Source organism: Streptomyces asiaticus (assembly GCF_018138715.1).
GTDB lineage: Bacteria > Actinomycetota > Actinomycetes > Streptomycetales > Streptomycetaceae > Streptomyces > Streptomyces asiaticus.
Window position 1 is genome coordinate 7,388,499 of sequence record NZ_JAGSHX010000006.1, and the last position, 12,999, is coordinate 7,401,497.

At 64.4% G+C, this 12,999-nt stretch carries 11 protein-coding genes; 2 read left to right on the plus strand and 9 right to left on the minus strand.

Translation table 11 applies throughout. The features are described 5' to 3' along the window. Positions 1–144 precede the first annotated feature (144 nt). From KHP12_RS39400 to KHP12_RS39425, 6 genes are all read right to left on the minus strand, one after another. Positions 145–552 (minus strand): hypothetical protein, encoded by a 408-nt coding sequence (locus KHP12_RS39400; protein ID WP_143678129.1) that lies wholly within the window; start codon positions 550–552, stop codon positions 145–147. 541 nt (positions 553–1,093) lie between these two features. After that, positions 1,094–2,059, minus strand: coding sequence for a hypothetical protein (locus KHP12_RS39405; protein WP_086883126.1), 966 nt, complete (start codon positions 2,057–2,059; stop codon positions 1,094–1,096). A 706-nt stretch (positions 2,060–2,765) separates the two neighbouring features. Continuing rightward, positions 2,766–3,470 carry a glycosyltransferase gene (locus tag KHP12_RS39410; RefSeq protein ID WP_086883125.1) on the minus strand — a complete coding sequence of 235 codons (705 nt, stop codon included), beginning with the start codon at positions 3,468–3,470 and terminating at the stop codon, positions 2,766–2,768. Between the two features lie 672 nt (positions 3,471–4,142). Continuing rightward, the gene (locus tag KHP12_RS39415; RefSeq protein WP_308016987.1) at positions 4,143–5,672 is read right to left on the minus strand and encodes an amino acid permease; all 1,530 of its coding nucleotides are present in this window, start codon (positions 5,670–5,672) and stop codon (positions 4,143–4,145) included. 43 nt (positions 5,673–5,715) lie between these two features. Continuing rightward, the gene (locus tag KHP12_RS39420) at positions 5,716–6,660 is read right to left on the minus strand and encodes a hypothetical protein (protein WP_246643242.1); all 945 of its coding nucleotides are present in this window, start codon (positions 6,658–6,660) and stop codon (positions 5,716–5,718) included. A gap of 474 nt (positions 6,661–7,134) precedes the next feature. After that, entirely contained in the window at positions 7,135–8,094 is a 960-nt protein-coding gene (locus KHP12_RS39425) for an SAM-dependent methyltransferase (RefSeq protein WP_372455327.1), read from the minus strand. Between the two features lie 416 nt (positions 8,095–8,510). Here KHP12_RS39425 and KHP12_RS39430 point away from each other — a divergent pair, with 416 nt between their 5' ends. Then, positions 8,511–9,692, plus strand: a complete 1,182-nt coding sequence (locus tag KHP12_RS39430; RefSeq protein WP_211834237.1) for a helix-turn-helix domain-containing protein — start codon at positions 8,511–8,513, stop codon at positions 9,690–9,692. 19 nt (positions 9,693–9,711) lie between these two features. Here KHP12_RS39430 and KHP12_RS39435 read toward each other — a convergent pair whose 3' ends face one another. Then, positions 9,712–10,449, minus strand: a complete 738-nt coding sequence (locus KHP12_RS39435) for an HAD family hydrolase (RefSeq protein WP_211834238.1) — start codon at positions 10,447–10,449, stop codon at positions 9,712–9,714. Positions 10,450–11,044: 595 nt separating this feature from the next. Here KHP12_RS39435 and KHP12_RS39440 point away from each other — a divergent pair. Continuing rightward, on the plus strand, positions 11,045–11,698 hold the full coding sequence (locus KHP12_RS39440) for a hypothetical protein (protein WP_211834239.1): 654 nt from the start codon (positions 11,045–11,047) through the stop codon (positions 11,696–11,698). 9 nt (positions 11,699–11,707) lie between these two features. On the opposite strand, the gene KHP12_RS39445 is transcribed toward KHP12_RS39440, so the two are convergent. Together KHP12_RS39445 and KHP12_RS39450 are read right to left on the minus strand one after the other, a co-directional pair. Beyond that, positions 11,708–12,091 carry a hypothetical protein gene (locus KHP12_RS39445; protein WP_211834240.1) on the minus strand — a complete coding sequence of 128 codons (384 nt, stop codon included), beginning with the start codon at positions 12,089–12,091 and terminating at the stop codon, positions 11,708–11,710. 364 nt (positions 12,092–12,455) lie between these two features. Next, positions 12,456–12,989, minus strand: coding sequence for a DinB family protein (locus KHP12_RS39450; RefSeq protein WP_211834241.1), 534 nt, complete (start codon positions 12,987–12,989; stop codon positions 12,456–12,458). Between the last annotated feature and the right edge of the window lie 10 nt (positions 12,990–12,999).

Sequence of the window (12,999 nt, forward strand, 5' to 3'; positions counted from 1 at the left end):
TCTTCAATGTCTGCCATTGGTAGCGCTCGACCGACTGGCTGGCAGCGGGCGGTATCGCGCACGTGGTCCTCGCGTCCGGCAAAGCCGCCGTGATGGTCACCGCACGCCAGAGTAGCTTCGTCGCTGGCTGGGGCGGGGGGTACTTCATTGCGCTGGGCTGGGGACGGTGGAGGCGTGGCTGCCGAAGGCGAGGGTGGCCAGCGTCAAGGTGCGCAATTGGCTGGAGGTGGCGGTCCAGGCTGTCCACTGGTGCGCGAAGGGTTCTTCCGCGACGGGAAGACTGGCGTCGGGGGCCGCGCGGTGGGCGAGTGTGCGCAAGGTGAGGTCGTGGCGGGGATAGAGAGCGAAATCACCCAGGTAGTCGGCTGCTGCTACGGCGGCGGTCCAACTGTCGACTTTGTGAATGCCGCTCAGTGCGGTGACCAGAGCGTGGCCCCGGAGTCGTCTCCAAGCGGTGGCATGGAGCAGGTAAGCATGGGCGGCCGATCGTAGGCTTGCCTGGAGGGTGGCGATTTTGGCCCTGTGGAAGGCGTGGTCGGGCAGGCCGAGCATCCTCTTCGGGGTAGGGGCGAGGTGGAGGGCTCCGTATGGGCTCTCGAAGACAGGCCCATAGAGGGTGCACCAACGGTGGTAGAGCCTGCGACTGGTGCCGGGAGGGAGCTGTCGCTGTCGCAGTATCGCGACGCACAGGGCATCCCATAGCGAGGGGTTCGAGATGCGCACGATTGTTCCTAATGGGGCCAGCGCATCGGCGAGCTGGTGTGGCACGGCCGGGGGAAGCTGGTTGTGATGGGTGTACGTGAGGTCGGGGAGGCTTCCGTCGCCGGCCATGGGCATGAAGTCAAGGGCTTGCCCGTCCCAGGAGGCTAGCCAGGTGCCGCCCTGTTCGTTGGACAGCAGCCGGTAGCAGCGGGACTCGGTGTCGGTCCAGCCAGGGTGGTCGGTGCACAAGCTCGCGTGAGCCAAGGCGTTCCCATCTGATGGTGATGGCGGGATACAGAGATGTGTGGAGCGGGGGCTCGTGTGCCGAGGGGCCCGAGCTGAGATGGGGCGTGGCAAACCCCCGGACGGTGTGGGTGCTTGAGAGGGCCGGTCAGGCCGCGAGTGCCAGCTGCCAGGTGCGATTGAGGATCTGGATGAACTCCTCGGTCTTCACCGTCGCCACCAGGACGTCGTGGTCGGACCAGTCCACGTCGATGACCTTGACGTCTGTGATCGCTGGGAGGAGGGGTTTGCTGGCGTAGATGCGGTCGACGCGCTGTCGGCCTCCCTGCCAGTCCACGCCGCAGGTGGGGGCCAGGGCCTGGTGCCGGGCGGCGCCGTTGGTGCGAACGGCATGCCGGGCGACGTCTTCCAGGCCCGCGGTCCGCAGGATCCGATCCGGATCACTGTCCGCGATACGGCGTCCGTGGGCATCCAGCATGCTGCGGTGGGCTATGTGCTGCTCGTCATCGATCTCGTTCCAGTCCGGCAGCTGGACGTGATCCAGACCTGGTTCGGGGTAGGAGTTCCAGTCTCCGCCGCCGATCATGTACACCGGTGTCTTCCGGCGGTCGCGATCGTAGGCGCGTGAGGCGCCTGGGACTGTGGCGGCTTTGTCGTTGAGCGTGGTCCACCGCTCCGCTTCCAGGCGGCGTCTGGTCGGGGAGCTGTAGCTGGCGTGTACGGAGGAGGCGATGAACGGCACCGCGCAGTCGTCGATTTTCAGCGAGAGAGTGGTGGGCGGTTGGTTCCATACCGCTTTGTCGCGCCATTCGCCGACGCAGCGGAACCGCGACTGGTCAACGAATATGCCGGTGAGCTGCTTGGTCTTCCCCTTCTTGGGGCCGATCCAGCCGCGCAGGCCAAGGGCGTCTTCGTCCTCGTAGAGGAGCTTGCGGTTGTTGGCGAGGGCTTTGTCGCATTCCTGCCGCAGCAGGATGCCGGGGCCGATGTCCGTGATGGTGGCGTGCATGGCCCGGCGGCGACCGGGGTCTCCCACGCCGTTGCCCTCGAAGTTGGAGCTGACGATGAGGAAGGTGTCGTTGCCACTGTCCTCGGCGGATGTCGTTACGGGCATGACCAGTGGTTCTCCTGAAGAGGATGACGGGGGCGGGTCAGATGAGTCCCTTGCGTAGCGCGAAGGCCACGGCGTGGGGGATCGGTTGCGCAGGTGGTGCCGGGCGATGAAGGCATGCAGCACGTTCTTGATCGCGGTTCTGAAAAGCTCAGCTTGAGCGCGATCTCCGGGGTGTCGTAGCCCTCGGCGACCAGCCGCAGGACATCGATTTCTCTCTCGGCCACTCGCCCGATCCCCAGACTCTGCTCACTTCCGTGGAGTTGGCCGAGCACGTGGAGCAGGCGTGTTTGGAGGTCCGGCGGGAGGTGGCCGTCTCCTGTGGCCACGGTCTGGATGATGCGGACGAGCCGATCGCTGTCGACGCTCGCGGCGCCACATGATCCCGGCGGTCCCGCATTCGGCGGCCAGCGCCAGTTGATGGTCCAGCAGACGGGAGACCAACAGGACGAGCCGCGATGAGCCGCCGTGCTGGGCGGTGCGGAGCAGCTGGTACCCGGCCGGATCGGAGATGTCCGCTGCCACCACGGTCACGGCTGGATCGTCGGCACCGTCGTCCAGGCGTATCTCCGGCCGCGGGCGCAGCAGACTGATCACCCCGGCTTCGGAGAGGGGGTCATCGGCGCGCACCTGGACAGTGATGCGGTCGGTCATCCTTGGGGATCCATTGACATAGCGGGACGGGTGGATTGGGGCGGTTCGGTGTTGCTCAGGGCAGGGCGGAGCAGAAGAGCTGTGCGACGCGGGCAGGCCGGAGGTCCTGGGCGCGGCGGTAGGCGGCCTGGCAGGCCGCGTGGTAGGCAGCAGGGTCGGCGAGCAGTCCGTCGGTGAGGAACAGCAACGCGTTCGGCCCGTGCATGACGTCGGCGAGCAGCCGGCGGGGACCGTGCTGGAGGGGCTGGAGAAGGTCGGACAGGATGCCGGTGTTGTAGGCGATGACCGGTGTGCCTTGGCTGAGGGCTTCCAGAGCGGTCATGCTGCTGGTGGGGCGGCGGCACGGGATGATCACTGCGGCAGCGTCGGCCAGCCAGTTGGCTACTTCTGCCCAGCCGGGCACAGGTTCCAAGGTGATGTTCGGTGCCCGGTCGGCGAGTATCTGGCACTGCTGCTGCAAGGTCCGCCCACCGCGTGGGTCGTCGGGCCCGGGCGGAGCGAGGGCGACCTCCACATGCCGATGCCATGCTCTGACAGCTGCGATCAGCTCGAGGACACCCACATCCTGGCCGGCCGGGGCCAGCACCCGCACCGGGGCTTCAGCCTTCCGTGCAACCGGGGCTGGGACGCCGGGATTGTGGAGTGGGGCGTTGGGGACGACGCGCCATCTACGGGTGGGCCAGGCCGCGGTGGCGGCCTGTCGCAGGACGGCGTCGCAGGAGGTGATGACGGTGTCCGCATACGCCAGAGCCGGTGGCATGTCCTGCTCCTGCGGGAGCGCAGGCACCACAAGCACACGCTGGACGCCGTAAGGAAGATCAATTGGCACGCGACCCAGACCCCACAAAGCACCTACGGACACGACGGTGTCGACTCGGCGTCGGACGATCAGGTCGCTCAGGGACCGCTGGACTTTTGTCTCAGTGGTGATGACGGCCTCACGCAGTGCCTGTGAAGTGCAGGGCAGGGCGAGGGGCAGGTCGAACTGCTCGACGGGGACGCCGGGCAGTCCGGTGCCGTCATGCTGTTCGGTGGCCGTGGCGATGGCCACCTGGTGCCCGGCCGCCGCCAGTGCGGTGGCGAGTGAAGAGATGGATCGATCTGTTCCAGTTACTGCGTCTATGCGCCAGGATGCACGGACGAGGAGGATGGAGCGTCGCTGCGTGTGGTGCTGTGTGGTCATGGCAGGGCCCTTTGGGGAGTCCAGGACTGAGTGAGAGGCAGTTGGTAAGGCGGCGATACCGAGTGCGCCAGATCATGGGTGGAGGGCCGATGCAGCCACAGTGGGCAGTGCCGCCGGGCGTCAGTGCCTCGGCAGTGTCAGCGTCACTGGGTCTTCCTCACCGACATCTCTTACGGTGGAGGCTCTCGCCCCGTCTCCGTATGCCGGATGCCCGCGAGCAGCTGCGGGCCGCCACTTTCTGCCTCTGGTCTATGGGCGAGGGACTTCCTCTCCGCGGGTACGTTCGCGATGCGGGCTGAAATTGCGTGGGTGGGCAGGGTTGAGGAACCACGTGCGGGCCGAGACGAGCCACCAGGTGCCGCAGAAGGCCATGACGATGCCGACTGCGATCGGCGCGTAGTTGAAGGTATCCGCGGTAACCGGTGAGCTCTGCGGCAGCATGAACAGCACCGTGATCACCAGGACCCAGGCGACGGCGATCGTGCCGACGATGGTTGACCAGGAGCCAAGGTGCCAGGGCCCCCGCTCGAACCGGCTCCCCTGCCGCAGCCGGAGGAAGGTGGGGATGACGTAGGCGAGGTAGAGGCCGATGGTGGCGATGGAGGTGACCGCGGCGTAGGCGGTGCTGTTCCACAGGTAGGGCAGGCCGAGGACGAAGGCGCCGCCGGTGGCGAGCCAGACGGCATTGGTGGGAGTCCGGCTGGCCGGGTTGAGTCTGTGCCACGTCGTGGAGAAGGGCAGGGCTCCGTCGCGGGAGAAGGCGTAGATCATCCGGGAGTTCGCGGTGACGGATGCCATGCCGCAGAAGAGCTGGGCGACGATGACGATGAGCAGCATCCACTTGCCGGCCGCCGAGCCGAGGGCGTCCATGAGGATCTGCGCCGGGGGCACTCCCGTGTCCGATTCGAGGGCACCGGTGTAGGACTGGATGGCGTAGGTGAAACCGAAGAGGAGGACCAATCCGGCCGCGAGGGAGACGAGGATCGAGCGGACGATGCCCTTGGGCCCGGCGATGGAGGCGTCGATGGTCTCCTCGGTCATGTGGGCAGAGGCGTCGTAGCCGGTGAAGGTGTACTGCGCCATCAGCAGCCCGATGAGCACCACGTAGCCGCTGGAGGTGAAGCCGGTGTTGTTGACGAACTCGCCGAAGACGAACCGGGTCGACTGGTGGTGGTCAGGGATGAGCACCAGGGCACCGCAGATAACAGCGACGCCGAGGATGTGCCACCAGATGGAGGCTTCGTTGAGGAGGGCGACAATGCGCACACCGAAGGTGTTCAGGACGCCGTGGAGGGCCAGGATGGCGCCGAACAGCGTGATGGTGTGACCCGGCGTGGCGTCGTATCCGAATTGGAGATCGAGTAAGGCATTGAGGAAGTTGGCGGCACCGAAGTCGATGCCGGCAGTGACCGCGATCTGGCCGAGGGTGTTGAACCAGCCGGTGAACCACGCCCACGCTGCCGCGGAGCGCTTGGGGGCCATGCGGTGCGCCCAGAAGTACAGGCCTGCGCTGGTGGGGTAGGAGGAGCAGACCTCGGCCATCGACAGGCCGACGAAGAGCGTCATCAGGCCGACGAACAGCCAGCCCCACATGATCACTGCGGGTCCACCGGTGTTCATGCCGTAGCCGTAGAGCGTCATGCAGCCGGACAGGATGGAGATGATCGTGAAGCTGACGCCGAAGTTGGCGCGGCCGGACATCGAGCGGGACAGCGTCTGCTGGTAGCCGAGCTGCTTGAGGCGTTCCTCGTCGGAGACACGGGAGACATCAAGAGGCACAGGTATTCCGCCCTTCTTACGTCGGTCGGGTGGTTGTGGGTGCTCAGCGGTGTCGGCGCCGCGGTGGGCTGTAGGCCCAGGCACGGTGCCGCAGGAACAGTTCGCGGGCCTGACCGCAGTAGGACCAGGGAACGTCCGTGGCGTACGGGCCGATGGCGTCGAACACCTCCAGGGCCTCAATGTGGCGGTTCGCGAACGACAGGGCGTGGGCGAGGTAGTTGGCGTCATCGGCGAAACACGCATGGGGGCTCGGCGCGCGATAGCGCCACCAGCGCTCCAGCACGCGATTGATATGCGGACAGTCGATCCAGGGATGGATCGTCAGGCCGTAGGACCTCTGGTCCTGCTCCTGGCGGGCCCGGTGTGTTTCCGCCAGGACGACGAGTGGCAAGACCGCCAGGGGCAACCCATTGGGGGCAGCGGATGCCTGCTCCTCGGCCCACCAGGCCGCCTCTCCCGGCCCGCCGTGATAGCGAGGGAACAGGTAGGTGACCACCTCATGATGGGCTTCGCGGTTCCAGGGGTCACGCTGCTTGATCTCCTCCCACACATGGCTGAGTGCCTTCCGGTCGGGAGCGTGGGTGCGCAGCAGCGCGAGCATGACCACCAGCGGTGCCACATCCTGCGGCCACACCTTGAGAGCGGCGCGGCAGGTGGACCAGGCATCCTCCATCAGTGCCCGGCCGGCACTGCGTCCGGCGATCATCGCGCGCAGGGCCTGCACGTTCGCGAGGAGAGCGAGGGCGTGATGGGAGCGCGGCTCGGCCTTCGCCCAGGTGTCGGCGAACCTGAGCCGCACCCCCACCTCGGCGAGGACCTGGAGACGGAAGATCCGGCGGTCCCAGTCCGCGCCCGTCGCGGCCAGCAGATCCCGGGCGCCTTCCCAACGCCCCATCGCCGCGTCGTCCACCACGGACCGCAACGCTGCGTCGTCACGAGCCGGATGCTGGTTGAGGGCCGCGCTCTGCGCCTGTCCACGCCGCGCCATCACTCGGCCCGCCAGACCATCCGCGGTTCGCCGTGCCAGAAGCTAAAGGACACGTACAGGACCTCGCCCTCGGGGCAGGTCAGTGAGAGCTGACGTATCCGTACCAGCTTCCTGGCCTCGGCAACCATCGCCCGTCGCGTGGGCACCTTCACAGCGAATCCTCCCGCTTATGAGCGTGAGTTATGGTCGCTAGGCGATAGTGCAAAAAAACCGCAGACGCGGCGGCCACAATGAAGGCCGAGTACCAGAAGAGGGAGAGGAAGGCCATCAGAACCTCGAACGCAACGGATAGGGAGAGGGTTGAGAAGGCCGTCGGGACGCTGCGGGGCTTCGGGACGGGGGAGCCGAAGACCCTAATTCGCAGATCGCCCCGACGGCCGGTCCAGATACTTGTGCAGTGGCGTCATGCTGAGCAAGCGAGGTGCGGTGGATGTCAGGTGTTAAGTGAGTCCTCGGACGGTCAGAAGGAAGGTTTCACAGATGATTCCGCCGGTCTGGAAGTTGTTCCCGCCTAGGGTTGCTCATTTGAGGTAGGTCCCGTGGCCCGTTCGTGGTGACCTTTTGACCGATTCCGCCGTACAGCCATACGCGCTTGAGTTCCTCGTCGTCGACCGCGTCGTCGGGATTCCAAAGTGGAACCTGCACTAGCCCAGGCTCGATCAGAGTGAACCCCGAGAACAGGGCCTCGATTTCTTGATGCGAACGCATCGTGACGCCAGCGGTAGCCTGGTACTCGTCATACACGGCCGCACCGAGAGCAGCCTTGTCACCCTGAAGGTCATCCGTGGCATGCGACAGGGCCAGGAAACTTCCGAGGGGCAATCCATTTCTGAGGGTGGCGATAATGTTGGCGACGTCCTCCTCGTCCGCGACGAAATGCACGATCGCAGACAGCACGAGCGCGATGGGTTGCCCCCAGTCAAAGATGTCCTGTGACCGCGCCATGCGGATGATTCCTTGCGGGTCCCGCAGATCACCCAAAGCATAGTCGACCTGATTAGGGTTGTTGCCCACAAGTAGCGCTTGCGCGTAGGTGAGTACGATCGGATCGTTGTCGATGTAGAGGACCCGAGCATCACTGGCTACTGATTGTGCTACCTGGTGGAGATTGGGTTCGGTGGGGAGACCGGTTCCCAGATCGAGAAACTGGCGGACCCCCATCTCTGCCAGATGACACACCGCCCGTCTCATCCACGCGCGGTTGGCTCGCGCGCAATCGACGGCCTCCGGTACTCGCCGGACTACTTCCTCCGCTGCAATTCGGTCGACGTGGTAATGGTTCTTCCCGCCGAGAAAGTAGTCGTACATCCGTGCCGGGTGCGGCCTATCGGTGCGCACCTCCGTAGCGGCCCAGCCGACCTCGCCCCAAACCCGGCTCCCCAAATGGCCTGCCACTGCGGACGGCTGGTCAGGATCCTGCGCGTTCGAACCCACAACGGACGGTACTCTCCTGGTTCGGGGTTCGTCAGGACAGCTAGTCATGAGAAGTGGCTCCATGTTGTTCAGCGGCATGGGATGCACTGTGAAGTCGGCGGGCCGGACCAGCCGAGGTACCCGGCTGTAACCGGCGCAGCGCTCAGCCGTAAGGAGGAGCAACCGGTCGCCGGTCACGAGGCCCAACTCAACGATGAGGCTCAAGTCGCCCATTGCGTATGAGCGTTTATGACAGAGTCGGCTAAGGTCAGTAGCAGCCACGCAAGGACGAGGCAGGGATGGACATGCGCGGGGCCAGCTCCCGGAGCTGCTCGGGGTGCGGCACAGACCTCAGCCGCTACAACCCATCTGGGCTGTGCGCCAGTTGTAGGCGGTCGTCGCCCAAGCTGTCTGCGAACTTCTGGGCCAGTGATGCCATGCGCGAAGCCCTGGGCCGGTGGGACGTTGGTGCTCTGGTCCTCGCCTATCGGAGACATACGGGCGTTTCACAATCTGCTGTCGCTGCCCTTGTCAGCATCGACCAGGCAGAGGTAAGCCGTCTGGAGCGGGGCCGTAAGACAGTCCGTGACCGGCGGCAGGTGATGACCTGGACACGGGCTCTGGGTGTACCTGACGCCATGGTCCCGGATCTCCCGATTGGCGAGGCGATCAAGGGACCGGAATCGGTAATCGCGTCCCTGGCGGGGCCACATGCATATGCGATTAATGCGCCGGCCCCTTCATCCAATCTAGAGGATCTAGACCTTCTTGTCATAAAACTACAGCAGCGGGACCACCAATTTGGAGGGGACGCACTCATTGTGGAGGCTGAGCGCCGACTGCATGAAATTGTGGCGATGCTTTCAGCTGGAGATACAGCGCATGAGAAACCTCTCCAAAATGCTGTGGCTCAACTGGCGCAGATGGCGGGCTGGTTAGCATTGGATGCTGGCCGTCCAGCTGAATCCCGTAAGAATCTCACCACGGCTCTGTACGCTGCCCACATAAGCGAGAACCCCGGTCTCGCCAGCAGCGTTCTCGGGTACATGAGTCTGACAGCTCTCTACCATGGGAGTCCTGTCGAGGCGCTCGCCTTGGCTCGAACTGCCCATGATTCGAGTCCTGTTACGGGACGAACGGGTGCAATGCTCGCCACTCGCATGGCTCGTGCTCTCGCTGAGAACGGCCAAAAGGCCGAGACGCGAGCAATGCTCCATGCTGCGGAACGCGCTTTCGAGCGCACAGGGACGCAGTCTGATTCACCTGTGTGGCTGGCCTATTTCGATGAAGGGGAACTACTGGCGCAACAAGGAACCTGTTTGATGAAGACCGGTGCTCTCGAAGAAGCGCGTGCTTGCTTGGGCAGTGCCGTTGAGTACCTACGCGCGAGCGAGACACAGAATCTTCGCGACCAGGTGCACTACCTGGTCCGACTGGCAGATATCGGGTTAATGGCTGGGGACCTCGACGAATCCTGTGCCCAGGCATCAAGGGCTCTCATTCTAAATAAGCAGATTTCATCGACTCGAATGTCGAAGAACATCACCGATTTCATGGCCAGGCTGCGGCCACACAGATCCGCGCGGCCCGTTCAACAGTTGTTTGACCAGGTCCCATAGCCAGGGTTAACTCGCTAAGCTATGTCAGCGTCCCGCTGGCTTCACCGGTGTTGGCACCCAGGACTGCATCAAGTACCGCTCGGGTGTCTGCAAGGTCAGGAAGTACTGTGTCTGCTCCTCCGTGGTGAAGTTCATCAGCCGACACCGACCCGGTCGCTACAGCGACGACCCGCGCATCTCCCGCCTTGGCGGTCGCGATGTCCATCAAAGTGTCGCCCACTATCACAGTCTCGGCAGCGGAAAAGTGCCGACCGTAGTGCAGCTGGGCGCGTTTCCAGGCGCAAGGCAGCAGTGCGACCCGCTCCTGAGCGTCATCCCCGTAGGCTCCAGCGTCTAGGTCGAGATGCTCAGCCAGCCCGAAGACGCTCAGCTTAAGCTCAGCGAGAATTCGCATGTTCCCGGTGAGTACTGACTGCCGAACGCCGGGCACCTGGCTCAAGGCGTCGAGCACCTCTGGAACCCCTGGCAGAACGTGACCGCGGGCGGCTAGTAGGTCTGCTCGTGCTTTGAGCTCCTCAGCGACAGCCGTGATGAAGGTGGTGAGGTTGCCCTGGTCTGGATCGATGTCGTGCAGACGGAGAGTCTCCGAGGCGATGAGCAGATCCGTTTTACCTGTCATGTCGGCCATACGTGACATGGGGCGCCCCGTCACTCGGGCGAAGGCGCTGCTGTAGGCGTCACGGCTCACTCCGCCGCCATCGAGCAAGGTGTGATCGATATCCCAGAGGATCAGGCGTGTGCACTCGTCGAACTGCATACCGCCACCCATGCGTTGTTGGCCACCAGGTCAAGTGAAGGCTACCCATGCCGTCCAGCACGCATGGAGACGCCCGCATCGACGAGGTCCGAGCTCAGAGCCTTCCCTGCCGCCACGCCGACCCTGTAGCCGTCAAGGCTGTCGAATCGGCCCTTGCCCGGGACCCGCCGCCTCCCCTCCAGGGCCGGCGCTTGGGACGGCTGAGACGTCAACTGCTGGAGCGGTCTGCTTGGAAGGGCAGGCGCTCAAGGCGTTGTGCCGTGTAGGAGGCCGTATAACCAGCGAAGAGGTGATACAGGAGGGAAGAGAACTCTTCTCGCACCGCGCCGTGCACTGCGCTCGATAGGCTGTGGTCACCTGGCCTCCTCTCATCCGAAGTAAGCGGCCACATGGGGCACGGCTTGCAGGCTCGCTGAGACGATGTGGGATGCACGAGGCGCGCATGGCTGTGGAGGGACATGTGACAGCGGGAACGGGTACATCAATGCCGCAACAGGGTGGAAATTCGCAGGGCGAAAATCGCTCCTCATCGAGTCAGCTGGTCCAGCCCTCGGCACCCCCGCCGCTTCGAGACCGTACACATTGGGCAACCATCGTGATCCTGCCGCTAGTCGGCTTGCTGGCTGGCTTGGTGATCCAGGATGGATGGGGCTGGGTACGGGACAAAGTTGCGGGCCCAGCCGAAGTGAAGCCGTACACGGGTGGTCCTGAGGGATGCATTCCCATCTACAGCGATCAATCCCTGGCGGATGTGAAGAAAGACCCTGACGGTGCGCTAAAGGGTGGGGTGGCGATCAGCAACAGCCGCCGTGACCCCGCAGAGCTGCCCATCACTCTGCAATCCGCGGCAAATCAAGCCATCGTCGTTACCGGCGTGAAGATCCAGGTGCTGTCGAACAAGAAGTTGCCCCGACGAGGCCTGATCATCGATCCGGATGGATGCGGTGGGCTGCTGTTTCCACGGACCTTCGCCGTAGATCTCACTCGCGCACCGATAACGGCTACTCCAGTTCCTCCGGACACCGGGAAAAACCCAGTTGACTTCCCTTTCAAGGTCTCCGCGAATGATCCAGAACAGCTGACTCTGCGGCTCGACCCCGGAAACCGGGATATTCGCTTCACTGTTGAGGTCAACTGGGTTACCGATGGGGAACCGGGAAAGAAGATCCTCGATAATGGCGGCAACGGCTACCGGGTCATGGGCCGCAGCAACCTTCCGTCGTATCAGCGTGGAAAGCTCTACCAGTGATCCGCTCCGTCAGAGCACGTACATGACGCTGTTGAGGCTGACCCATGGCGGGGTGGCGCCGGACTGGGCGACGAGCGCGACCCTGCCGTTGCTGCGGAAGTCGACTTTCAGGGATAGGACGTTGCTGTTGGCGGCCGAGCACGCCACGAGCACGGTGCGTAGCGTTCCGGGCCGGGCGACCGTGGGCAGAGCGGCGGTGAGGAATTCGCCGTCCGAACGGGGGCGCAGCCTCGGTAGGGTGACGTTCATGCCGCCGCGCCACTGGACGAACCGTGCGCCGATGAGGTCGATGATGCGGTACGCGATGTTGCCATTGCTGTTGCCGTTGTGCTCGTAGCCGCCCGCGAGGCTGACTTTGGTCCACTGGACGAGTTCGGCGGTATACCGACCCATTCGGCGCCGCTGAAGCGCTGAAGGCCAGTGCCGTTGTCGCGGTACTGCGCACGGTAGGCGCCTTGTATGGCCCTGGATCCGGTACGGGAGACCATGAATAAGGTTGCCCTGGTGACGGATGCCCAGACAGAGACGGCTCCATTCGCCGCCATGGCGTCAGTCTTGGAAGGCGTCGTCAGGGTCGGGATGCTGCTTTATGACTTTCGCGAGCTTAGCAGCGATGGAGAATCGTCCCCCGAGTTGGAGGAGCGATTCTTGGAACTTTGGAGAATATCCGAGAAAAGCAGCTCGAAGATCAATGAATTCCGAGATGCGGCAGCTCGGCTAAAGGCTGTCCCGCAATGCATCGGCGGTCCCTGGCGTCTCACTCACCGGTCTCTCCGTCGATGAGCTCGCGCGCGACGTCGAGGTGGCCGACGTGGCGCGCGTATTCCTGGAGCAGATGGAAGAGGATTCGCCCAAGCGAGGGCGCTTGGGCGGGTGTCTTGAAGCGGCCTCCCAGCCGTGCCTTGTCGTTCAGGGCGGCAGCCGCCGTAAGAGAGTCCGCGGCGGTCACCTCCGCTTGGTAGGCGGCCATGACCTCCGCGGCGGAGGTGTCGGCGGCGACCGTCCACTCCTCGGCGTCTCCGCCGGGCGGATAGGGAAGGACATCCTCGGCGGCGAAACCCCATCGCAGCCATCGGCGCTCGACCCAGCTGAGATGCTGGACCAAGCCGAGGGGAGACCAGCCCAGCGGTTCGACAGGCGTGCGGAGCTGGTCGTCGGACAGCCCGGCAAGCTTGCGTATCAGGGCCTTGCGGTACCACTCCAGGTAGCCGAGGAGCAGTTCATGGGCATCGGAGACATCGACGGCCGGGCCATCGAGGAGCGCGGGAACCTGTTCCGGGGGCTGTTGCATCCCGCGAACG

Coding starts and splice junctions, on each gene's coding strand:
- KHP12_RS39445 (WP_211834240.1), bottom strand. CDS start 12,091: ATGGGTCGGTATACCGCCGAACTCGTCCAGTGGACCAAAGTCAGCCTC.
- KHP12_RS39430 (WP_211834237.1), top strand. CDS start 8,511: ATGCGCGAAGCCCTGGGCCGGTGGGACGTTGGTGCTCTGGTCCTCGCC.
- KHP12_RS39400 (WP_143678129.1), bottom strand. CDS start 552: ATGCTCGGCCTGCCCGACCACGCCTTCCACAGGGCCAAAATCGCCACC.
- KHP12_RS39450 (WP_211834241.1), bottom strand. CDS start 12,989: ATGCAACAGCCCCCGGAACAGGTTCCCGCGCTCCTCGATGGCCCGGCC.
- KHP12_RS39410 (WP_086883125.1), bottom strand. CDS start 3,470: ATGCCACCGGCTCTGGCGTATGCGGACACCGTCATCACCTCCTGCGAC.
- KHP12_RS39435 (WP_211834238.1), bottom strand. CDS start 10,449: ATGCAGTTCGACGAGTGCACACGCCTGATCCTCTGGGATATCGATCAC.
- KHP12_RS39405 (WP_086883126.1), bottom strand. CDS start 2,059: ATGCCCGTAACGACATCCGCCGAGGACAGTGGCAACGACACCTTCCTC.
- KHP12_RS39420 (WP_246643242.1), bottom strand. CDS start 6,660: ATGGCGCGGCGTGGACAGGCGCAGAGCGCGGCCCTCAACCAGCATCCG.